At 48.2% G+C, this 21,068-nt stretch carries 20 protein-coding genes; 8 read left to right on the top strand and 12 right to left on the bottom strand.

The window, feature by feature from the left end:
* Nucleotides 1–34: 34 nt before the first annotated feature.
* The gene (locus NX722_RS24175) at nucleotides 35–1,225 is read right to left on the bottom strand and encodes a restriction endonuclease subunit S (protein ID WP_262565426.1); all 1,191 of its coding nucleotides are present in this window, start codon (nucleotides 1,223–1,225) and stop codon (nucleotides 35–37) included.
* Nucleotides 1,222–2,844, bottom strand: a complete 1,623-nt coding sequence (locus NX722_RS24180; protein WP_262565427.1) for a type I restriction-modification system subunit M — start codon at nucleotides 2,842–2,844, stop codon at nucleotides 1,222–1,224. Before NX722_RS24180 ends, NX722_RS24175 begins: the two co-directional genes overlap by 4 nt.
* A gap of 164 nt (nucleotides 2,845–3,008) precedes the next feature.
* Here NX722_RS24180 and NX722_RS24185 point away from each other — a divergent pair, with 164 nt between their 5' ends.
* The 3 genes from NX722_RS24185 to NX722_RS24195 all read left to right on the top strand — a co-directional run bounded on the left by NX722_RS24185 (nucleotide 3,009) and on the right by NX722_RS24195 (nucleotide 5,139).
* Nucleotides 3,009–3,260, top strand: coding sequence for a hypothetical protein (locus tag NX722_RS24185; protein WP_262565428.1), 252 nt, complete (start codon nucleotides 3,009–3,011; stop codon nucleotides 3,258–3,260).
* 13 nt (nucleotides 3,261–3,273) lie between these two features.
* On the top strand, nucleotides 3,274–3,807 hold the full coding sequence (locus NX722_RS24190) for a helix-turn-helix transcriptional regulator (RefSeq protein WP_262565429.1): 534 nt from the start codon (nucleotides 3,274–3,276) through the stop codon (nucleotides 3,805–3,807).
* Nucleotides 3,808–3,903: 96 nt separating this feature from the next.
* Nucleotides 3,904–5,139 (top strand): ISL3 family transposase, encoded by a 1,236-nt coding sequence (locus tag NX722_RS24195; RefSeq protein ID WP_262563604.1) that lies wholly within the window; start codon nucleotides 3,904–3,906, stop codon nucleotides 5,137–5,139.
* A gap of 157 nt (nucleotides 5,140–5,296) precedes the next feature.
* Here NX722_RS24195 and NX722_RS24200 read toward each other — a convergent pair whose 3' ends face one another.
* Nucleotides 5,297–8,704 (bottom strand): DEAD/DEAH box helicase family protein, encoded by a 3,408-nt coding sequence (locus NX722_RS24200; protein WP_262565430.1) that lies wholly within the window; start codon nucleotides 8,702–8,704, stop codon nucleotides 5,297–5,299.
* Between the two features lie 442 nt (nucleotides 8,705–9,146).
* Here NX722_RS24200 and NX722_RS24205 point away from each other — a divergent pair, with 442 nt between their 5' ends.
* Complete coding sequence (locus tag NX722_RS24205) at nucleotides 9,147–10,271, top strand: RNA-guided endonuclease InsQ/TnpB family protein (RefSeq protein ID WP_262565431.1); 1,125 nt, start codon at nucleotides 9,147–9,149, stop codon at nucleotides 10,269–10,271.
* A gap of 66 nt (nucleotides 10,272–10,337) precedes the next feature.
* Here NX722_RS24205 and NX722_RS24210 read toward each other — a convergent pair whose 3' ends face one another.
* Nucleotides 10,338–10,511 (bottom strand): DUF2442 domain-containing protein, encoded by a 174-nt coding sequence (locus NX722_RS24210; protein ID WP_262565432.1) that lies wholly within the window; start codon nucleotides 10,509–10,511, stop codon nucleotides 10,338–10,340.
* A 107-nt stretch (nucleotides 10,512–10,618) separates the two neighbouring features.
* On the opposite strand from NX722_RS24210, the gene NX722_RS24215 reads away from it, so the two are divergent.
* Nucleotides 10,619–10,927, top strand: a complete 309-nt coding sequence (locus NX722_RS24215) for a hypothetical protein (protein WP_262565433.1) — start codon at nucleotides 10,619–10,621, stop codon at nucleotides 10,925–10,927.
* Between the two features lie 82 nt (nucleotides 10,928–11,009).
* On the opposite strand, the gene ltrA (NX722_RS24220) is transcribed toward NX722_RS24215, so the two are convergent.
* The 5 genes from ltrA (NX722_RS24220) to NX722_RS24240 all read right to left on the bottom strand — a co-directional run bounded on the left by ltrA (NX722_RS24220) (nucleotide 11,010) and on the right by NX722_RS24240 (nucleotide 14,699).
* Nucleotides 11,010–12,272 carry a group II intron reverse transcriptase/maturase gene (ltrA, locus tag NX722_RS24220; protein ID WP_262565434.1) on the bottom strand — a complete coding sequence of 421 codons (1,263 nt, stop codon included), beginning with the start codon at nucleotides 12,270–12,272 and terminating at the stop codon, nucleotides 11,010–11,012.
* 696 nt (nucleotides 12,273–12,968) lie between these two features.
* Nucleotides 12,969–13,421 carry an IS1 family transposase gene (locus NX722_RS24225; RefSeq protein WP_262564262.1) on the bottom strand — a complete coding sequence of 151 codons (453 nt, stop codon included), beginning with the start codon at nucleotides 13,419–13,421 and terminating at the stop codon, nucleotides 12,969–12,971.
* A gap of 26 nt (nucleotides 13,422–13,447) precedes the next feature.
* Nucleotides 13,448–13,732 (bottom strand): IS1-like element transposase, encoded by a 285-nt coding sequence (locus NX722_RS24230; RefSeq protein ID WP_262564263.1) that lies wholly within the window; start codon nucleotides 13,730–13,732, stop codon nucleotides 13,448–13,450.
* Between the two features lie 197 nt (nucleotides 13,733–13,929).
* The gene (locus NX722_RS24235) at nucleotides 13,930–14,115 is read right to left on the bottom strand and encodes a hypothetical protein (protein ID WP_262565435.1); all 186 of its coding nucleotides are present in this window, start codon (nucleotides 14,113–14,115) and stop codon (nucleotides 13,930–13,932) included.
* Between the two features lie 17 nt (nucleotides 14,116–14,132).
* Nucleotides 14,133–14,699, bottom strand: a complete 567-nt coding sequence (locus NX722_RS24240) for an ATP-binding protein (protein ID WP_262565436.1) — start codon at nucleotides 14,697–14,699, stop codon at nucleotides 14,133–14,135.
* Between the two features lie 715 nt (nucleotides 14,700–15,414).
* On the opposite strand from NX722_RS24240, the gene ltrA (NX722_RS24245) reads away from it, so the two are divergent.
* Nucleotides 15,415–16,677, top strand: coding sequence for a group II intron reverse transcriptase/maturase (gene ltrA, locus NX722_RS24245; protein ID WP_262565434.1), 1,263 nt, complete (start codon nucleotides 15,415–15,417; stop codon nucleotides 16,675–16,677).
* A gap of 93 nt (nucleotides 16,678–16,770) precedes the next feature.
* On the opposite strand, the gene NX722_RS24250 is transcribed toward ltrA (NX722_RS24245), so the two are convergent.
* Both NX722_RS24250 and NX722_RS24255 read right to left on the bottom strand, forming a co-directional pair.
* Nucleotides 16,771–17,103 (bottom strand): type II toxin-antitoxin system HicB family antitoxin, encoded by a 333-nt coding sequence (locus tag NX722_RS24250; RefSeq protein ID WP_262565437.1) that lies wholly within the window; start codon nucleotides 17,101–17,103, stop codon nucleotides 16,771–16,773.
* Entirely contained in the window at nucleotides 17,100–17,384 is a 285-nt protein-coding gene (locus tag NX722_RS24255; RefSeq protein WP_322740955.1) for a type II toxin-antitoxin system HicA family toxin, read from the bottom strand. The genes NX722_RS24250 and NX722_RS24255 overlap by 4 nt, the downstream gene beginning before the upstream one ends.
* A 721-nt stretch (nucleotides 17,385–18,105) precedes the next feature.
* Between NX722_RS24255 and NX722_RS24260 the strand changes: the two genes are divergently transcribed.
* Together NX722_RS24260 and NX722_RS24265 are read left to right on the top strand one after the other, a co-directional pair.
* The gene (locus tag NX722_RS24260) at nucleotides 18,106–19,107 is read left to right on the top strand and encodes a tyrosine-type recombinase/integrase (RefSeq protein WP_262565438.1); all 1,002 of its coding nucleotides are present in this window, start codon (nucleotides 18,106–18,108) and stop codon (nucleotides 19,105–19,107) included.
* A gap of 458 nt (nucleotides 19,108–19,565) precedes the next feature.
* The gene (locus NX722_RS24265) at nucleotides 19,566–20,291 is read left to right on the top strand and encodes a hypothetical protein (RefSeq protein WP_262565439.1); all 726 of its coding nucleotides are present in this window, start codon (nucleotides 19,566–19,568) and stop codon (nucleotides 20,289–20,291) included.
* Between the two features lie 97 nt (nucleotides 20,292–20,388).
* Here the strand turns inward: NX722_RS24265 and NX722_RS24270 are convergent, their stop codons facing one another.
* Entirely contained in the window at nucleotides 20,389–21,054 is a 666-nt protein-coding gene (locus NX722_RS24270; RefSeq protein ID WP_262565440.1) for a recombinase family protein, read from the bottom strand.
* Nucleotides 21,055–21,068: the final 14 nt, after the last annotated feature.

A 21,068-nucleotide genomic window follows, 5' to 3' on the forward strand; every position in this document is an offset into this window, starting at 1 on the left:
TACAGCTCTTTTCCGGGCTGTTGCATGGTTGTTGCTAAAGCTCTCCGGCGAAGGCTTTTTGGCTGAGGGAGTTGAAAAGCTGAGATATTTCTGATGTAAAGTCATCACAGAAACTCTTTGTATTAGCTACTCCTCTAACAATCTCCTCAAATTTATTCTGCATCTCTACTGGTGGAATTCCTGCTTCAATTGCTTCAATTTTCGTAGGAGATGTATGCCTTACCTTTATGCCTGTCGCCTGGCTATGTATAGCTTGACGAATCGAATGTTGATTAAACAGATGGGCTAAAAACACTTTGTTGGTGTCTATCTTCGTAGTTTCTACAAGACCAAGCCGTTGGTTATGTAGAAATTTTTCTGACTCTGGAACAAGAATAGAGCTACCAAGTAACCCTGCTGCCTGCTCTGTCATAGCAACCAGCAGGTCTCCTTTGCGAAGAATATAGTCTGATGGAATTTCGCCAGAATAAAACTTTTGCTTCGCTCCTCGGTCTCTATAGCCGCCTTCCTCAAAAAAGTTGCCTGGTGTTAGTAGAACATATTCACCGCTTGAGGTGAAAAAATCACTTTTAAAGGCAAAACCATGCTTTATTTTAAAAACATTGCCGAGAGAGGTTTTCTCCCAACCTTTTGGATTAGTCACCGGATCACCAAACATATCCAGAAACACGCTGCGGAGAAAATCGTCGGCGAGGCCGATGGCCTGCTGGCGTTTCTGGCGCAGTTGGTCGGCTTTATCCAGAATGGCGGCGATGCGTTTTTGCTCGGGGAGTGGGGGGAGTGGGATTTCATGCTTTTTCAGGAAATCCGCAGGCACACGTTTTTGTCCTGCACTGCCAGACATATTACGTTCGCCCAAATGTCTGAATTTAGGATTCCACAGCAGGTAGAATAAGTACTTGCCATCAAGCTTTTCTGTATCAGGGCGAACGACATGGAACTCTGTTGAGCCAAATCCGACTTTTGTGTTCAGTTTGTCAAGGTAAGCCGCCTTACCATTTTCAAAGCAAGGTGTAATCTTGGCGACAATGACGTCATTACGTTCGAAATACGTGAAGCCTTTCTTTGTCTCTTCCAGGATTCTAGATTCTTGGTGTAGAAGGCGACCATCCTCTGATACTGATGCCATTGCCAAAAAAGAAACTTCCTGAGAGCCATCAATATCTTTTGGGCAACGAGGATTTATAATTGCAACGTCGCTGAGTTTAACAACAGGCCAACTCACAACATCCCCTCCAACTCACCCAACTCCTTCTGAATCTCCACTTCCAGTGCCTTCAGCCGCCCCAGAATCTCCTTCGGCGGATTGTACACTTCTTCCTCGTACACCACTTCCTTGTAGCGGTTAATGGACAGGTCGTATTTATTGGCTTTCAAATCCGCCTTGGGTACAACAAATGCCTTCTGTGTGCGATCCTGCCAGTCGTTGTTCTCTATGAGAGATGGATTCCCGCCTTCGCGGGAATGACGGGTGAGATTATGCCCCATAAACTCACCCACAGGCAGGTTCTTGCCTTTGCGATACTGCTTCCAGCTGGCGACCAGATTCGGCAGGTCGTTTTTATCGATGGGGTTACGCTTGTCGTCCAGGCTAAAACCGTCGTTTTCCAGATCGTAGAACCAAACGTTGTCGGTTTCGCCACCCTTGGTGAAAATCAGAATCGCCGTCGCCACACCCGCATAAGGTTTGAACACGCCGGACGGCAGGTTAATCACGGCTTCCAGCTGGTTATCTTCCACCAACGTTTTACGCAGGCTTTGGTGCGCCTTGCTGGAACCGAACAGTACGCCCTGAGGCACAACAGTAGCGCTGCGTCCACCCACTTTCAGCATTTGCAGGATACGGGCGCAGAACAGCAGTTCGGTCTTTTTGGTTTTCACTCGCTTCAGAATGGCGGGGTCAACATCTTCTTCGTCCAGGCTGCCGGTGAACGGTGGGTTGGCAAGAATCAGGTGGAAAGCGTCGTGTGAAGCTTCCGGGTATTTGTCGCTGAAACTCTGGCTCATGGTGTCCTGATAGTGAATATCCGGCTCATCCACACCGTGCATAATCAGGTTCATGGCGGCAATGCGCAGCATGGTGGAATCAAAGTCGTAGCCGTGGAACATATCGAAATCCACATGCTCACGGTATTCATTCAACAGATCACCGGAGAAGATTTTCTGCTGTTCCAGCTCGCCCTTTTCATTGGTCACGGTTTCGGTGTGAATGCTGTCGAGGGAACTGTATTTTTCCAGCAGGTATTCGTAGGTGGTGGACAGAAAGCCGCCAGTGCCACAGGCCGGATCACAAATGCGTTCGCCACGGGCAGGGTTGGGTTCCATCATTTCCACCATGGCACGAATAATATGCCGTGGGGTGCGGAACTGGCCGTTGATGCCCGCCGTGGTGAGTTTACTCAGCAAATATTCGTACAGGTCGCCCTTGGTGTCGCCCCGATCCAGCGGCAGGTTCTTAATCATCTCCACGGCTTTGACCAGCAGGTTCGGCTTAACGATTTCCAGCCGGGCGTCTTTCATAAATTCACCCAGAAGCGTGCCTTCATCGCTCAGGCTTCTGAAATGCAAAAACACTTCATCCCGCACAATTTCCATCATTTCATCGGCACTGAGATTGCAGTAACGGTTGAACCGGCAATCCTGCTGATGCGCTTTGAAACGAGGTTTGAAATCAACACCGGCCAGCACCTTTTTTTGCTCGTCCTTGCTTTCCATGGTGTCGAGCATTCGGGAGTACATCAGGTAGGTGATCTGTTCAATCACCGTCAGCGGGTTGGTGATGCCGCCGACCCAGAACTCTTCCCAGAGTTTGTCAATTTGGCTTTTGAGGGTGCCTGTGATCATTAAGGGTTTCCAGAATACTGAGTAGTAATGGCGGGAGATTATACCTTCTGTTGGCTGGCAAGACTTGGATTTTCTACCAGACTGAGATGCTTGGTTCTAAGTATCTCTTCGGGTTGTCATTTGACAACTTTGGATGAGATCACTAACCTGTATCAGGCGAGACTATGCCAAGAAAAAAACATCCGAAGAAAGAAATAGAAGCAGCACTACAGTACGCCGAAAGTAAGGGGTGGCGTATTGATACAGGTGGTTCACACGCCTGGGGAAAACTTTACTGCCCATTCAATGATGGTGAGTGCCGACACGGTCAGTACTGCTTTGCATGTATCTGGAGCACACCCAAAAGCCCCAGTCATCATGCTCAACATATTCGGCGAGTGGTTGACCATTGTCAGCGGTTGAAACTATTGCATTGAACAGGAGTTCTTCATGAACGTTTATGAATTTACGCTTCGTTTCAGCATTCAGGGCTGTAAAAGACAGGTTGATGATATTGTTGAGTCTCTGGGAGAGGCAGGTTGTACCGATGCCCTGATTGGCCTGGGTCATCCGGGGCGAATCGCAATGATGTTTGCCAGGGAGTCTGATCAGGCTGTCAGTGCTATTTGCAGTGCGATGAATGATGTGAAAAACGCTGTACCTGAAGCGGTGTTGATTGAAGCGAGCCCGGACCTTGTCGGTCTGACGGATACCGCTGAGTTGTTAGGTTTTTCAAGGCAAAATATGCGGAAGCTGATGACCGGTAATCCTGATACATTTCCAATCCCTGTTTATGATGGCAAGCGAGGGCTCTGGCATCTGGAAAGTCTTCTTGCATGGCTTGAGCAGCAAAAACACTATGATATTGACCATTCTCTGGTTGAGGTGGCGAAAGCGAACAGGAACCTTAATCAGGCCACCGCAAGCTATTGCTCCGACCCTGAACAGGTGGCGACTTTTTCAGCATTGCTGGCGAACTACTGAGGGTTTACAGACATGAGCGACTTAAAAAATTGGCTCTTCCTCAATTTGAGTGGGTGATTTATTATATTCTGAAGCACTCAATGCAAGGATGCACCGATGCGTGATAAGCAACTCTATTCTCAAATACTGGGTATTGAGTCTCCTTGGTTCGTTTCTGAAGTTGAATTGTCATTACAGGATCAACAGGTTCGGGTATTCATTGAACACAATGGTAAAAAGGCCTGCAAATGCAGTGTTTGCGATAAGCCCTGCTCTGGCTACGACCACATCACTCAGAAGTGGCGTCATCTGGATACCTGTCAGTTTCAGACTATTCTAGTTGCCAGGGTTCCACGGACCCAGTGCCCTGAGCATAAGGTGTTAGCCATCAATGTGCCCTGGGCTGAATCTGACTCTCGATATACAGCTCTGTTTGAAGCCCTTGTTATTGACTGGCTAAAGGAGGCAACTACGAAGGCAGTTGCACGACAAATGAAGCTTGGTTGGAATGCCATAGACGGTATTCAGCAGCGTGCAGTGAAGAGAGGACTGGCTCGTCGTGATGCTAAGCCACCAAAACGAATCGCTGTTGATGAAACCTCATTTCAAAAGCATCATGAATACGTCACAGTGGTCACTGACCACGACCAAGGCGTTGTTATTCACGTTTCTGATGACCGTAAAAGTGACAGTCTCAACGAGTACTTTGACACACTGCCCTATGACCATAAAGAGGGGATCGAATGCGTGACGATGGACATGTCCAAGGCTTACATCAAGTCAGTCAGTGAGAATGTTCCAGACGCAGATCAGAAGATTGCATTTGATAAGTTTCACGTTGCTCAGTCTCTGGGTAAAGCTGTCAACAAGGTTCGGATAGAAGAGAACAAAGCCCTTGTAAACCAAGGTGTAGAGCTGCTTAAGGGGACTCGCTACGACTGGCTGACTAACCCTGAAAACATGTCTGAAGAGCAGTGGGATAACTTCGAACCACTGAGAAACTCGACACTTAAAACAGCTCGCGCCTGGGCCATCCGGCAAATGGCAATGAGCTTATGGAATTACAAGTCCAGAGCTTGGGCAATCAAGGCCTGGAAGAGGTGGCTATGCTGGGCGCAGAGATGTCGGCTTGAGCCCATAAAAGAAGTTGCCAGAACGGTCAAAGAGCACTTGTGGGGTATCATCAACGCTATTGTCCTTGAGGCTAATAACGGTCGAGCAGAGGGAGTGAACAGCAAGATTCAGAGTTTGAAGAATCGGGCTTGTGGCTTTCGAAACCGTGAAAGATATAAGACAGCGATCTACTTTCATCTTGGAGGCTTGGACTTGTACCCCACTGGCGTACATCGTTGAAAACTACCCACTTAAAACAGGGAAGAACCAAAAAATTACATCAGCCAACGGAAAAAACGAGACCCGGCTTTTGCTCTTGGTTATGACGAAGGCTACGAGGTATTCAAATTCTGCGTCGTGAATAAATCTGCCTGCAAAAAGCAGGCAGGTTTACAACTTAAGCTTTTGCGTTCCCGATATCCACGCTAAAACTCTCCACAATCTCCTTAATCGCCATCACCTGAGTCATATCCGTAAACACGCCGGTAATGCCTTCTCCATGAATGCGGGTAAACGGTTGCTCAAACAGCTGCTTCATTTCCACGGTACCAAAATCACGGATATGGTTTTTCAGCATATCCAGAAAGCGGATTTGCTGGCTACTGAGATTGTACCGGGCAGCAAAACCGGCAAACTGCGCGGCAACCGCCTGACTATCCATACCGATCAGAGTACGCAGTATCTGATCTAATCCGGCAGCCGTTTCCGGATAAAAGTCTTTGAGTACCCGAATATCAACATTTGGATTTTGTACGAGCACCAGTTTAGCCAGTTCGTCCAGTTCTTTCTCCTCCACCGGTTCGCCGTTGCGGATTTTCATCAGTACGGGGTGGGTCGTGAATAAAGGTTCCAGCACCCCCTGAACCTGTTGGCGGTAAAGTTTGAAGTCAACCGACTTGATCTTGCTCTCACGTCTGTCCACTTCGTACAGAGCTTCATCTTCCCTGACGTCAATCTGCACTGGCGGTTCGGGCGGTGGGGTTATATCCCCTTCCATCAAGTGCATAATACTCCGCAAGCGGGTACGCACATGTTCCAGCCCGGTAAAGCTGGCACTTTGCCACCAGTCAGGGTCTCTGACGTTATTGATGACCTCTCCCTGTTGTTGCACCTGGGCAAGATGGGGAGGCAGTCTGTCCAGTTTTTGGACAACGTTTAACTGGCATTGCCGGAGCTTGTCTTTATTGGTGTACAGTGCCGTTTGTGCCGCAATAATGTCCATATCAAACCGCAGGGCGCTGCCCTGACCACGAACATCCAGCCATTGCATCAGCGGGCCTATTTCGTCCAGAAGTTGTTGCTGGGTTTGCGGGGCAAACTGTTCCATCACTTTCTGGCTGCTGAGTCTGTCCCGGGTTTGCCATTTCTCCTGTACAGCGATGGATCGTTCATCCAGTGCCGCCACCTGTTCCCGAAGCTGTCCGGCAATCACTGTCAAAGCACTCTGCTCAAACTTCTTTTGCGCCACCCTGCCCAGTTCTACCCAAGCTTCCAGCCTTTTTTGCGCCAGTGACTTTACCTGGTTGACCTGTCCTTCCGGTGGTTCCTGCTCGAAGTATTCAAAATTGCCCCAATGGTCAAAAATACGGAATTTTGTCTTATCGTTCCCCGGACCGTAAAGGTTCTTGCACAGACGGGTGCCTCGCCCGATCATCTGCCAGAACTTCACCTTGGACTTAACCGGCTTGGCAAACACCAGGTTAACGACTTCCGGCACATCGATGCCGGTATCCAGCATATCTACGGAGATAGCAATGGTCAGCTGATGGTTCGTGCTGTTTTCACCACCTTTGAAGTCGTCAATCAACTGTTCTGCCCTGGGGTCATAGTTGTCGATCACCTGACAGAACTGACCGGCAAACTGGGGATACATTTCATCAAATACGCTGGCGAGCAACACCGCATGGCGATGGTTGCGGGCAAAGACAATGCTTTTCCCGGGGAGTTGCTGGTCTTTGTCTCTCAGGCCATTTTCCATCAGATTGCGCATGATGGCACGGTTGGTATCCCGGTTATAAATCGCCTTGTCGATGGCTTTGGCATCAAACTCCAGAGTGTTAGGGTCTATTCCCTGCTCTTCCAGCTCGGCAATCTGATCATCGGACAGGTTGTTCTGATTGATGCCTTCCCGCAGGAACTGGGTGGTGTGAGTGATGATTTCGTAAGGCGTCAGGTGGCCGTCTGCCACTGCTGTTTCAAGAGAGTACTCAAACGTCGGAATTCTGCCTTCACACTTAAACAGGCCGTAGGTGGTGTGACCAATCATATCCACAGGGGTCGCTGTCAAACCAACCTGAAGGGCATCGAAGTATTTGAACAGGTCGCCATAAACGTTATAGATAGAGCGGTGCGACTCATCGGCGATAATCAGGTCGAAATAACCCACGTCAAAATCCCGATCCATGATATTCATCATGCCCGGATAGGTGGCAATAAAAATCCGGGAAGTGTCCTGATATTTCTTGTCGGTTCTGCCCACCACATAGATCGGGTCGTTTATAAACTCGTTAAAGGCGTTACGAGCCTGTTTACGTAGCTCTTTGCGGTCACACAGAAAGAGAACCCGTTTGACCCAGCGGGCATCGAGCAGTTTTTTCGCCAGCGCAATCGCCACACGGGTTTTACCGGTTCCCGTCGCCTGCACAATCAGTGCCTTGCGGTGTCGGTCTGAAAACCGTTCGCTGACTCTGGCAATGCTCTCCAGTTGATAAATACGACCGGCAATGTCTGCATCTGCCGGGATGGATTCCAGAGGGCGGGCTGTCTGTCGCTTCTGAATCAGGTATCGAAGACTGTCCGGACTGTAAAAACCAAAGAGCTTGCGGGGTGGGTAATTGCGGGCCGGATGATCATCCCATATGAAAATATCATTACCGTTGGTGTAAAAAATCACCGGACGCTGGCCGTATTCTTTTTCCAGCCAGTTAGCATACAGCTGTGCCTGCTTGCGGCCTTTCTCGGCGTCTACTTTAGTGCGCTTGGCTTCTATAACAGCAACGGGCTGTCCTTTGTCATCCCAGAGTACATAATCGGCAAAACCGTCCCCTGTTTTGGTGGGCTGTTCTTTAACCGGGTGCTCCTGTGTTACCTGTAAAGTATCCTCTAAATCATCCCCTACATGCCAACCGGCTGAGGTTAATCGTGAATCAATTAAACGTCGCCGGGTTTCTGCCTCATTCATATCCAGAATGCTGGCTACCTGCTCCCCTCGCTTACGGCTCTCTTCAAACCGGGCTTCCAGTTCATCGGCTTTTTCCTGAGCTATTTGCAAATCCCGAAGAATAGAGATTTCACGTTTCTGGGCTTCTTCCAGCTCTTCTCTGGCACTGGCCAGCTGTTCCTGTTTTTTCTTTAGCTCTGCGGGACTGCTGACCGCAGAAAGTTCGGGCGCTTCCGGCAATTGAAACTTTGAGAAATCATCCGCATGGCCATTGGCGTATTTCAGGTATGTCCAGGCACCCATGATATGGGCTTCTTTCAGCAACCACTGAGCATCGGTGGCTTTGATGTTGTCACCATGAGCAGCACGGTTGCCGTGGATTCGAATAGCATCCATTTTCATGGTGATCTGGCGGGGAATAATGCTTTGGAAGGTATCGTCGGTAATCAGGTCGTGGATACTGGCTCGATATCCCTGCTGAAGTCGCTCTTGCCGGTATAACCAGCGAACGGTTAACTCAAGAAAATTACGCAGTTTAACCAAACAGCTTTCGGGGTCGGTATGAACATATTTCTCTGCTAAAGCCCCGAGGTCTGACAGTTCAGGCCAGCGAGTGCGAAGCATTTCAAAATTAACCGACTTCATGATGTGAGTGTCCCGTAGGCATGACAAATGTGGGACTATTGTTCTATTTATTTTTTAAGAGAATCAAGGCTGTAGAAACTCTATAAAAAGAGTATCAGAGTCGTATTCAAAACTATCGATCTAGCAGCGTCTTAAATAGATCAAATGCTGGAGTCAGCACTATCCGACACAGCCATTGTCTATTTTCCTTATCAGGGAGTGGAAACTAAATTTTCATCAACCTATTGGTAAGGCTAAATCAGCAGGGTTCTCAATAATTTTCTCACTCAGGTCAATGTCCAGATCAGGCCAGTAAAAGTGACCATCAGCCAATTCTTCAACATTTATCGAAACTAGCGGAAAACCCCGTACTTTTAGTGCGGGGATGGATAGCGAGCAGTCTGGAAGACTGCTTATAGAAGATACTTGAAGATTTTACATTTTTTGATATAAACTTGTAAGCATGAATAAACGAGCTTTCAAATACAGATTTTACCCAACGCCTGAGCAGGAAACCTTGCTTGCTCAGACGTTTGGCTGTATTCGGTTCGTTTACAACCATATCCTTCGCTGGCGTACTGATGAGTACTACAACAATGGTTGTAGTATTAATTACAATGCCGCCTCGAAGCAGCTTACAGAGCTGAAAAAGAACCCTGAGTACCAGTGGTTGAAAGATGTTTCTTCTGTACCTGTTCAGCAAGCACTACGACACCAGCAAACCGCCTTCAAAAACTTCTGGGAAGGTCGGGCGAAATACCCCACTTTCAAAAAGAGACACGCAAAGCAGAGTGCTACTTTTGCCGCTTCTGCTTTCAAGTACAAAGAAGGTCAGCTATTCATAGCTAAAAGCAAAGAGCCTTTGAATATCCGCTGGAGCAGAGAGCTATCGTCAGAGCCTTCCAGCATAACCATCAGCAAAGACAGAGCTGGACGCTACTTTGTATCCATGCTGTGCGAGTTTGAAGCTAAACCAATGCCTATTTCTAACAAGACAGTGGGCATTGATTTAGGCTTAAATGATCTGTTCGTCACTTCAGACGGCCAAAAATCCGGTAATCCAAGACACACCAAGCGCTACGAGCAAAAGCTCGCCTACCTTCAGCGTAAGCTGGTGAAAAAGCAGAAAAGCAGTAACAACCGAGCTAAAGCAAAGCTCAAGGTTGCCCGCCTTCATGCGAAAATAGCTGATTGCCGGATGGATGCTACTCATAAAGCATCCCGCAAACTAATTAACGAGAACCAAGTTGTTTGTGTAGAGTCCCTGAATGTGAAAGGCATGATCAAAAATCCAAAACTGGCAAAGCATATAGCTGATGCGAACTGGGGTGAATTTGTACGGCAGTTGCAGTACAAAGCCGAGTGGGCAGAAAGGATTGTTGTTCAGATAGACCGATTCTTTCCCAGCTCCAAGCGTTGCTCCAGTTGCGGATTCATCCATGAAAGTTTGCCGTTGTCTATCCGTGAATGGAAATGCCCGAAGTGCAATACCCTTCACGACAGGGATATTAATGCGGCAATCAATATCAAAACCGCCGGGCTGGCGGGGTTGGCCTGTGGAGCGACTGGAACAGGGGTTGCAGCCTAGCTGCAATCTAGAGAAGGCGTGTCGAAGCAGGAAGCCTGTTTGGTGACGAACAGGAATCCCCGTCCTTCAGGGCGGGGAGGATGTCAAGATGGCACTCACTGGCTGGTCTTTGAACCATGGGAAATCAGCATAGGGCAGAAACAGCTCTTTACCACTGCGGGGCAGAACCCATAAGCCGTGGCTCGAAATATTAGTCACTTCCGTTTCGAAAGTGCTGGTTCCATGCATGGATGATGGCATGTTGGTTCTCCTTGATCAGTTGCTCAATCTCTTTGTTAGGTGTCTCTGTGCCATCTTCATTGTCTGCTATGCTCAGTACTCCATAATCAACGTGAGTAGTTCCAATAATGTCGGTAGAAGCAAGGTTAGAAAAACTGGAAACACAGCATAAACAACTTGATGCTAACCAACACAGCTTGGCTAAAGTCTGTGCGGATATAAAAACTATCGCACTTACTAACCAGCATGATATAGCAGGCTTAAAGGTTGACGTTGCTGGCGTTAAGTCTGATCTTGCAGCATTGACACAGGCTACCCTTGCTGGATTCAAACGCAATGATGAACAGCACGAAGAAACAAGACAAGAAATAGCTGAACTCAATAGACGTTTTGACCAGTTAGAACTTCTCATTCGTCAATCTCTCCCCAGCAACTAACACGCCACCTAAATCGGGTAGCCGGAGGTCTCTAACCTCCAGCCCCCACATCACACCGGCGTGCGGGTCCGCACCGGGCGATTCACCGAGGGTGGTGAAACCTGATCCACAAGTCTTTCAGGGAAACAAGCCCGAGTTTACTGAGAAAACTGTCGTTTAATGCTAACTGTGCCGCATAGGTTTTGCTTAGCCGGTAATACCCTTTGCTACTGGCTGCAATCGAGGCGGCCTTGATGTGATCAACACCTAACCTGATCAAATTTCTGTAACGGGTTTTCGGCTTTCGCCATTGTTTGATAAAACAACAGCGAATCCGCCGACGTATCCATTGATCCAGTCGCGGTATAGGACTGTAATATTCGGTTATCCTGAAATAACCCATCCAGCCCCGGATATATTCGGCCAGCTTCTTCAAGCGATATTCCATCGATACTCCCCAGCTTCGGCTGGTGAGTTTCAGGATTTTTCGCCTGAAGCGGTTCAGACTCTTCTCCGACCAGCGGATTCGCTTCCCTGTGAAGGTAAAACTCAGGAACTCAGCTTCGGTAGCTTTCACCACCTTGCTCTTTGTCGGGTTTATCCTCAGTTTCAGCTTGCGCTCAAGGTAACGTGTGATGCTTTCCATCACTCGCTCCCCGGCTCGCTGGCTGCCAACGAGGATCACAAAGTCATCGCAGTAGCGTGCGAAGCAATGCCCCCGGTACTCCAGTTCCTTGTCCAGGTCATCGAGAAGGACATTCGACAGCAGCGGTGAAAGTGGACCGCCTTGTGGCATACCTACCCGGGTTGGGTAGCATTGCCCATCAACCATGACGCCAGCACGAAGGTAGCGGCCAATCAGCTTCAACAGACGCTTGTCGTGAATCTTTCGAGAGACTCTCGACATAAGAACATCATGGCTGACCGTATCAAAGAATTTACTCAGATCAACATCAACCGCCTGATGCAGCCCCTGCTTAATGTATCGATTAACCTGTTGTACAGCGTCTTGTGCAGACCTTCCCGGTCTGTAACCGAAGCTGCTGGGAGAGAAGTCAGGATCAAAGATGGGTGATAATACCTGCACAATGGCCTGTTGTATCACTCGATCCATGACTGTCGGGATGCCCAGCAACCGTTCTCCACCATCGGGCTTTTCTATAACAGCCCGAAGGACGGGAGATGGTCTGTAAGTCCCATTGAGTAAGGCTTGGCGCGCTGAAGGCCAGTGCTGACGGGCAAAGTCAGGATAGGCTTTAATGGTGATCCCATCTATTCCGGGAGCCCCTTTGTTACTTCTGACTTGTTTCCATGCTTTCAGCAAATTGGCAGGTTCCAGTGCGCAACTCAGTAGATCGTGGTTCAAAGCTGGTTAAAGATTCTTTCGCCAACTCCAGTGAGTCGCCGGACGGCTGCACTGTGTTGAGGGAATCAGTCTCCTCTTTTCGTCGGTGTTCAGTCCTTCGTTGACGACTTCCAATCGGATTAACGACTTCTGTCGAACAACTACTATGACGTCTGCTGACTTCTGTTCAATCACCACACAGAATTACTTCTGCAGGCGCTATTGGTGGTCATCGGGTTTGCTCGAACAGGGTGATGAACCCTGTCCGCCGAGCCTGTTGTAACCAGTGGCTGAGAACTGGGATTGACCAATCGCATGTTGAACAGACCTCCCCGGATAAGAGCATGAACTTTCAGTACACAACCGCCGCATTTACCGTATCTCTCAAACCAGAGGGCTTTGTGATCCTTGGCTCACTCGCCCACGAGACTCGGCCTTGTATACGATTTCTGTCCGTCGGCTCGCACTTTTGCAGTCAGACTGCCTCCGCACAACCCCTCGTGAGATTGCACTTGCCTTAAGCTAGTGGTTATCATCGGTGGGCTTATTCGGCTCCAGATCCGATGCTGGTTTACCCACAGGGGACTTTCACCCCATAAGTTCATGCCCATGCCGGGCGTACCAATAAAATCCAGTGGATTGCCTTCGGCAACCACTGATTTAAAGGGATCTGCCTGGCTGAATGGTAGTAATTTTTAGGGTAGTGGGGCAAACCTGTTATATTTCATGGATGTCAATGCCAAATTCGATTTTGTTGATCAACAGGCCAATAACAATATCGTGCATTTGTTCTAACTTTGAAAAGCATATTGTCTTTCTGGCCAGACGCTTAATCCAAGTTCTAAAATTCAGGTTTTTACGTTCAATTTTCTGAGTATTTTCTTTTCCAATGATGTGTCTGCTTTCGTCGAGATTACGTTCATAGGCTCCCCAATCATCAGTATAAAATTTCTTGATACCAAATGGTTCAAGAAGCTCTTTTAGTTTTTTGAAAACCTCATCCTTTCGTTTCCCAAAAACGTAAGCCAAAACAGTATTGGTCGCATGATCAACTGCATGCCAAAGCCAACGCTGGTTACTTTTTTCAAACACATACGACCACTGTTCATCTATCTCAGACTCTTGGCAGGCACGGCCTACGTGAATCACAGCACCCGTTCCAAGATCCATTTTCTGAATATTTGGATTAACTTGAACTAAGCCTTTCTCTTTTTTTTTAATGTGTTTATTACTGTTTTTTTATTAATTCCCAAAACCCTGCTTGTATCCCTGATGCCGCCACCATTAATTGCCATATCGACGACTTTTTCTTTAACGCCTGGCTCATAAGCTTTATACCGGTACTCAAGCATAAAGGACTTGGTTTCACATTCAGCATTACAGCAAAAGTAGCGAGGAACATTATGAACACTGTAACCAAAGCTTTTAACGTCATTACCGCCACATTTCGGGCAGTGAACTGGCGTGGAGCACATTTTCATATCGCACCATGACAAATACGGCATACGCCGTATTTTAGCAAACAACTACAAAATATCAGGTTTACCCCACTACCATTTTTAGCAATTTCGATCTCTGGCTCCATCCAGAATTTCGATTCACCATCGGCAGAGACTATATGGATGTGGGGTCTTTATTCTTCTCTTTAGTTCCAAAAAAGGGTTAGGCAAAGCATTCTTTAAAGCTGCCCGCCTGGCCTTGTCACTGGCTGGCCATTGGCATCAAAACAATTCTGAGCAGCACCGGGTAATGCTTGAATCAGACGGTTCAGCATATCGGCATCATCTGCGAATACGGTCATCCATATACTCCATGGCTCCCTTGGTGCAGGAGAAGCCGTTTCAGCCTCAGTATCAGTTGGCAATTTAGAATTCAGGTCAATCACTTCACCTGGCTTAAGCGATAACCCACTGTTCGGGAATCGGGTTCCGATAAAGTAGTATCCTGTTTCTGGTGCCAAAGACGCCCTGTTCCGTAATAGCCCAGCACTGGCAGTAAAACCGGTTCTCCTTTCTCTACCCTGCCAGAAGCCTCGCCTCCAAACCCGGCAATATTATTAGCATTCTTTCGAATATTTCTGCCTGACCTGGAATTTAATTCCTTACTCCATGAAAGGGTGCCCGGTGTTGAGCTTTGGCTATCAATCAGCTCATCCAATGATGCAGTGCAGGCAACAGCAACACCTTCTTTCCACTGCGGTTCAAGGGTGATGGTACCCCCAAGAGCAACTCGTTTGAGTCGGATTTCATTTTTCCGGATATGACGGGCTGTAACCGTTTTAAAATCCTGTAGATAGCAGCCCATCATTATGGACAACGCATCCAGAATGGCAGTTTTACCCGTGGCATTATCGCCAATCAGGACGGTCACACGGGAATCCGCATTAAACCGAAACACCGAGTCTTCAAATTTGCGAAAGTTTTTGGGCCTTAGCTCATGTATCTTCATACATTCACCTGAACCAGTGAAACCCTTGACAGACAAAGGCTCTGGAGAAACCAGAGCCATTCATCATAACGCCTTTATCAGCCGCCGCTGGAAGCGGTCGGCTGGATGAAATTGGTACGCCCGGCATGGGCATGAACTTATGGGGTGAAAGTCCCCTGTGGGTAAACCAGCATCGGATCTGGAGCCGAATAAGCCCACCGATGATAACCACTAGCTTAAGGCAAGTGCAATCTCACGAGGGGTTGTGCGGAGGCAGTCTGACTGCAAAAGTGCGAGCCGACGGACAGAAATCGTATACAAGGCCGAGTCTCGTGGGCGAGTGAGCCAAGGATCACAAAGCCCTCTGGTTTGAGAGATACGGTAAATGCGGCGGTTGTGTACTGAAAGTTCATGCTCTTATCCGGGGAGGTCTGTTCAACATGCGATTGGTCAATCCCAGTTCTCAGCCACTGGTTACAACAGGCTCGGCGGACAGGGTTCATCACCCTGTTCGAGCAAACCCGATGACCACCAATAGCGCCTGCAGAAGTAATTCTGTGTGGTGATTGAACAGAAGTCAGCAGACGTCATAGTAGTTGTTCGACAGAAGTCGTTAATCCGATTGGAAGTCGTCAACGAAGGACTGAACACCGACGAAAAGAGGAGACTGATTCCCTCAACACAGTGCAGCCGTCCGGCGACTCACTGGAGTTGGCGAAAGAATCTTTAACCAGCTTTGAACCACGATCTACTGAGTTGCGCACTGGAACCTGCCAATTTGCTGAAAGCATGGAAACAAGTCAGAAGTAACAAAGGGGCTCCCGGAATAGATGGGATCACCATTAAAGCCTATCCTGACTTTGCCCGTCAGCACTGGCCTTCAGCGCGCCAAGCCTTACTCAATGGGACTTACAGACCATCTCCCGTCCTTCGGGCTGTTATAGAAAAGCCCGATGGTGGAGAACGGTTGCTGGGCATCCCGACAGTCATGGATCGAGTGATACAACAGGCCATTGTGCAGGTATTATCACCCATCTTTGATCCTGACTTCTCTCCCAGCAGCTTCGGTTACAGACCGGGAAGGTCTGCACAAGACGCTGTACAACAGGTTAATCGATACATTAAGCAGGGGCTGCATCAGGCGGTTGATGTTGATCTGAGTAAATTCTTTGATACGGTCAGCCATGATGTTCTTATGTCGAGAGTCTCTCGAAAGATTCACGACAAGCGTCTGTTGAAGCTGATTGGCCGCTACCTTCGTGCTGGCGTCATGGTTGATGGGCAATGCTACCCAACCCGGGTAGGTATGCCACAAGGCGGTCCACTTTCACCGCTGCTGTCGAATGTCCTTCTCGATGACCTGGACAAGGAACTGGAGTACCGGGGGCATTGCTTCGCACGCTACTGCGATGACTTTGTGATCCTCGTTGGCAGCCAGCGAGCCGGGGAGCGAGTGATGGAAAGCATCACACGTTACCTTGAGCGCAAGCTGAAACTGAGGATAAACCCGACAAAGAGCAAGGTGGTGAAAGCTACCGAAGCTGAGTTCCTGAGTTTTACCTTCACAGGGAAGCGAATCCGCTGGTCGGAGAAGAGTCTGAACCGCTTCAGGCGAAAAATCCTGAAACTCACCAGCCGAAGCTGGGGAGTATCGATGGAATATCGCTTGAAGAAGCTGGCCGAATATATCCGGGGCTGGATGGGTTATTTCAGGATAACCGAATATTACAGTCCTATACCGCGACTGGATCAATGGATACGTCGGCGGATTCGCTGTTGTTTTATCAAACAATGGCGAAAGCCGAAAACCCGTTACAGAAATTTGATCAGGTTAGGTGTTGATCACATCAAGGCCGCCTCGATTGCAGCCAGTAGCAAAGGGTATTACCGGCTAAGCAAAACCTATGCGGCACAGTTAGCATTAAACGACAGTTTTCTCAGTAAACTCGGGCTTGTTTCCCTGAAAGACTTGTGGATCAGGTTTCACCACCCTCGGTGAATCGCCCGGTGCGGACCCGCACGCCGGTGTGATGTGGGGGCTGGAGGTTAGAGACCTCCGGCTACCCGATTTAGGTGCCGATTGGCACAGAGATTAGATTTGAGAGGCATTACCGAGGACTTCAGAAGCCCATTGGTTTAGACTTTTACCTTTAGCTTCGGCAGCAGTGGCAGCAGCAGCGTGAACTTCTGGTGTTACCCGAAGCATAAGATTCCCAGAATAGGGTCTTTGTACTGGACGGCCTGTTTTCTCACTGATGGCTATATATTCATTGACTGCCTCTTTAAATGCAGCTTCAAGCCCATCAACGGAAGAACCATGAAAGCCAACTATATCGTTTATACCAGCCAAATGACCTACAAAGATACGGTCTTCGCTGTCGTATTCAACTCTGGCTATGTAGCCTCTATGTTTCATCATATTCATGGTGTGATCCCCGCTTGTTCCAGAAAGCGTCGAGCATCCTTGATGCGATACCTAAGCGAAGCTTTATCTGGGTGTGGTCTATGGAAGTCAGCTCGAACATCATTGAGTACGAAACTAACCGAAGAACCTCCTTTAGTTGTACGTTTAGCCCCTAATGACAGAAATAACGCCTCGACTTTGCGCCATTCAATATTGCCATTAACCGGCTCGGAGAATATGGCATTTAGTGTTTTTCTGTTTGTGCTATTCATAGAGAAAATGATAGCTAAATGTGCAATCATTGCAAAAATTATTTTAGGCGCATAACTCGTATTAGCCGTTTGCGCTTGTGCGAATTTCAGGCTTGCATCTTGCTAAGACTAAATGCCAGATACAAAAAAGCCCGAAGCACTGACTAATGCTTCGGGCTTTTGAATTCATGGTGGGCCCAGCAGGACTTGAACCTGCGACCAATCGATTATGAGTCGCTAAAATAGGTACTTCAGTTCTGTTCCATATATTCCCAAAAAGCACCCCAAACCCCTTGTTTACTGGGGCTTAGTGTTCTCATACAATCTAAAGTAGTCTACTTTTAACCATCCAGTCCCAACAGAAGAAGGGCGCAAAGGTGGGCGCAATATATGCCTGCCTTAGTGGGCGCAGATGGGAATCATGAAAAAAATAAGAATGGTGGTTTACATGGGAAGGCTGACATCTTTGTCCCTAAAAAGCATGAAATATAAGTTGAGCGAGCCTGTTGGTAGCCGTGGGGATGGTGCATTACTCTTTGAAAAAAGAAACAGTGGAGCCATTGAGGCTTATTACCGCTACAAGCATGCCGGAAAGGAGCGGAAAATAAAAATTGGTCGTTATCAGCAGACAAGAGACGGAGCAGGTTACTCGTTAGCAAGCTGTCGCAGTCGAGCCCAAGAGCTTGCCAGGCTACGCCGGGAATGTGGTGGAGGACTCAAAGAGCACTTACAGGCAACTGAGCTTGAACGTCAGCGGCAAGAGACGGCAATAGTGAAACAGGCAGAGCAGGAGGCTATGAAGGGGACTTTAAAAGACCTTTGTGACTCCTATGTCGCTAATATGTGGCGACAAAAAAAGAAGTCTGCACGTCAGGTTGAAACATGTTTAGCAAGATATGTCCTGAAGCCTTTTCCAACACTGGCAGCTACAAAAGCAGCTGAAATTACAGCTGGTGATATCGTTAGTATCTTAAAACGTATGATTGAAAATGGCATAACCACTACATCGAACCGTGTTCGAAGCTATCTTCACACTGCGTTTGAGTACGGCATAAGGTCTGATAATGACCCGCTTCACCAAGTTGAGCAGGCGCAATACTTTTTGCTGGATCATAACCCTGTGTCAGCAGTCCCAAGACAGCCAAGTTTTGAGCGGGTGCGGGAACGCTATCTGGATCATTCTGAAATCAAAGCTTTGTGGTTTGATTTTGGCAAAGCCATGACTCGGCGAAGTCCTGTTTATGGTCTGATGATTCGCTTTATGTTTGCGACAGCAGGCAACCGACCTGAACAGCTGAGTCACTGCCGCTGGAGCGACATAGATTTCAATAAACGAATATTCTCGTTTATTGACAGTAAAGGTAAAGATGGCAAACCCAAAAAAAGGGTTATGCCGCTTACCAATAGAGCAGTCAAAATTTTAGAACAGGCCAAAATGTTTTCAGGCAGTTCTGATTGGGTTTTCAGCGTCAGTAATGATAAGCCAATAAGAGTTTCGACGCTTGCAAACAGGCTTGAAGATTACTGTGACTATCTTGAGTCAGATAAAAAAAGACCAGAGCAAGCAGAAAGGTTTACTGCCAAGGATATACGGAGAACTGTCACCAATTTGCTTATAGAATGCGGCATACCAAGAGAGCAACGCTTCCTGTTACAAAGTAGGGAAGATGGTAGTGTTGAGAGCAAACACTACGATCAGAGTGATCGTCTTGCTGAAAAACGTGTGGCAATTGAAAAATATGATGCGTTACTGGAAGCGATTCTTTACCCATAGGGAGGGGATGGTAGAGCAACCAGAATCAAGTACTGGACTATAAGGGGCAGTATCGATCATGGTTGCATCCAACCAGCCCCGCTCATACCCGATCTTCGAGTTTTCGTTTTGTCTCTTCGGATAGCGGCTGCTCCCCTGTCAATTCTGCTATTTCCTGATCACTGGCAAGAAACGCAGTTTTTAACGAGGGCAAGCCAATCATGAGCATCGGCATAGTGATTATGAAAGCCCAGCCCATGGAAAGAGAAATTATTGCCCATAGAGCAATTAGTATTGAGACTATGCCAAAAATGAGGGGTACATGTCGGTTACTCTTCATAGATATACCATTACCCAAACCCTTATTCACTGGTACTCAATCTCAGGGGCAGCATAATATACGGAGGGGCTTAAACACTCGGGCGCAGACCAGAAATAATTATAAGCCCCGAGGAACCAGGGGAGTCACCAAGGCCAAGGTGGATACCCAGAAACATTCACTGACACAGGCTGCGAGGCGTTTGGGCGGTATCCATATACCGGATGCTGTGTCGGAAGGCATCGATCCCGCCAGTTTCCACAGGCAGGGCGCATTGCCGCTATACTCTGACGGCGGTCATGGGTTTGATGGCATGGCGGAATTGCTGGATGGGTACGGTTATAAAGACCCTGATGGCCAGCCGTTAACCGCCAACACTCTGTTGGATGCCCTGACATCAGGCGATGACGTATATTCTCAGGAAAAGCAAGATTATGACGACGTGTTGAAAGATACACGGTTTATGTCGAAAGGGGGTAAGGGTGGCAAAAAGTCAAAAGCTGAAAGGTCTGTGGCTTCCCGCAAGACTGGTAAGGGAAATGGTCGGGTACAACGAAAGGCAAAGACTACTCGGAAGGCCAACAATGGAACCGGACGAGTACATAGCGGCGCGGAAAGCTCGGCTAGAGCAGAGGCAGAAGGAAACAGAAAGTCTCGCTCAGTTTTTCTCCTCTCCAGAGCAAAACACTTCGGATTAAAACTCCGTAAATTAACCCACATACAGTATCTAAGCGTATTGGACGTTGCTGAAAAGGGGAAAGAGGGTAATAGCGCACAGCATTTGGTACAACGGGCAGAAGAACTTGCAGAAATAAACGTAATCCCGATTACGAAAGCTTTAGCACCTTTGCGTAGTAATATTCTCGGCAAGATTCCCTTTAAGTAAAATCAGCTATACCTACCGTGCGTGTACCACCCCCAACGCTCCCAAACATGGCGCAGGGAAGTTATGTCCAGCCCCCCCCGGCACCTACCCCCCCCCATCACTTTTTCCGCAACCTCCCGATCAGTCTCGACACCTGACCACTCTGCCACTGTCCACCTCTCGCAGTCTGAACACCAGCGGCATTAAGGGCGTCCGCAATTTGTCGGGTCGTTTTCTTTTGTTGAACCAAGGGCATAACGATGTGTTCCAGCCTGTCGGCTCGCTCCTGGGCCTGCTGGCAGATAATCTTGTTTCTCTCGCCAGTACTATCCCGCAGACCGCCCAGCTTAGTTCCTCTGGCTTTAGCCTGAGCAAGTGCAGCTTTAGTTCTGGCCGAGATAAAATCTCTTTCCTGTTCAGCCAGGGCCGCATAGATGTGTAACTGAAATTTGTCTGCATGGGGCATACAGGCCACCTTCAGTCTGATTTTGGGGTCTTCCAGTAATGAAGCGATGAACGACACCCTACGGCTAAGTCGGTCAAGTTTGGAAACGAGGAGGGTTGCGCCAGATTGCCGTGCAAGATTCATAGCCTTGATCAGCTGTGGCCGGTCAGTCAATGAACCGCTTTCAACGTCTACAAAGGTATTCAGAACCTCAAACTCTGACGATTCATAATTCTGGAGGTACAGGTCAATATCCCGATCCTGGGCTTCAAGGCCAAGACCGGACTCACCCTGCTTTCTGGTAGAAACCCGCCGGTAAATAACGTACTGCTTTATCATTATTTAACTTGTTA

The organism is Endozoicomonas gorgoniicola, assembly GCF_025562715.2.
Taxonomy (GTDB): Bacteria; Pseudomonadota; Gammaproteobacteria; order Pseudomonadales; family Endozoicomonadaceae; genus Endozoicomonas_A; species Endozoicomonas_A gorgoniicola.

What these genes read in the sequence shown, in the direction of transcription:
- NX722_RS24180 (WP_262565427.1), bottom strand. Translation starts at nt 2,844, where the DNA reads ATGATCACAGGCACCCTCAAAAGCCAAATTGACAAACTCTGGGAAGAG.
- NX722_RS24185 (WP_262565428.1), top strand. Translation starts at nt 3,009, where the DNA reads ATGCCAAGAAAAAAACATCCGAAGAAAGAAATAGAAGCAGCACTACAG.
- NX722_RS24190 (WP_262565429.1), top strand. Translation starts at nt 3,274, where the DNA reads ATGAACGTTTATGAATTTACGCTTCGTTTCAGCATTCAGGGCTGTAAA.
- NX722_RS24195 (WP_262563604.1), top strand. Translation starts at nt 3,904, where the DNA reads ATGCGTGATAAGCAACTCTATTCTCAAATACTGGGTATTGAGTCTCCT.
- NX722_RS24200 (WP_262565430.1), bottom strand. Translation starts at nt 8,704, where the DNA reads ATGAAGTCGGTTAATTTTGAAATGCTTCGCACTCGCTGGCCTGAACTG.
- NX722_RS24205 (WP_262565431.1), top strand. Translation starts at nt 9,147, where the DNA reads ATGAATAAACGAGCTTTCAAATACAGATTTTACCCAACGCCTGAGCAG.
- NX722_RS24210 (WP_262565432.1), bottom strand. Translation starts at nt 10,511, where the DNA reads ATGCCATCATCCATGCATGGAACCAGCACTTTCGAAACGGAAGTGACT.
- NX722_RS24215 (WP_262565433.1), top strand. Translation starts at nt 10,619, where the DNA reads ATGTCGGTAGAAGCAAGGTTAGAAAAACTGGAAACACAGCATAAACAA.
- NX722_RS24225 (WP_262564262.1), bottom strand. Translation starts at nt 13,421, where the DNA reads ATGGATCTTGGAACGGGTGCTGTGATTCACGTAGGCCGTGCCTGCCAA.
- NX722_RS24230 (WP_262564263.1), bottom strand. Translation starts at nt 13,732, where the DNA reads ATGAAAATGTGCTCCACGCCAGTTCACTGCCCGAAATGTGGCGGTAAT.
- NX722_RS24240 (WP_262565436.1), bottom strand. Translation starts at nt 14,699, where the DNA reads ATGAAGATACATGAGCTAAGGCCCAAAAACTTTCGCAAATTTGAAGAC.
- NX722_RS24250 (WP_262565437.1), bottom strand. Translation starts at nt 17,103, where the DNA reads ATGAATATGATGAAACATAGAGGCTACATAGCCAGAGTTGAATACGAC.
- NX722_RS24255 (WP_322740955.1), bottom strand. Translation starts at nt 17,384, where the DNA reads ATGATTGCACATTTAGCTATCATTTTCTCTATGAATAGCACAAACAGA.
- NX722_RS24270 (WP_262565440.1), bottom strand. Translation starts at nt 21,054, where the DNA reads ATGATAAAGCAGTACGTTATTTACCGGCGGGTTTCTACCAGAAAGCAG.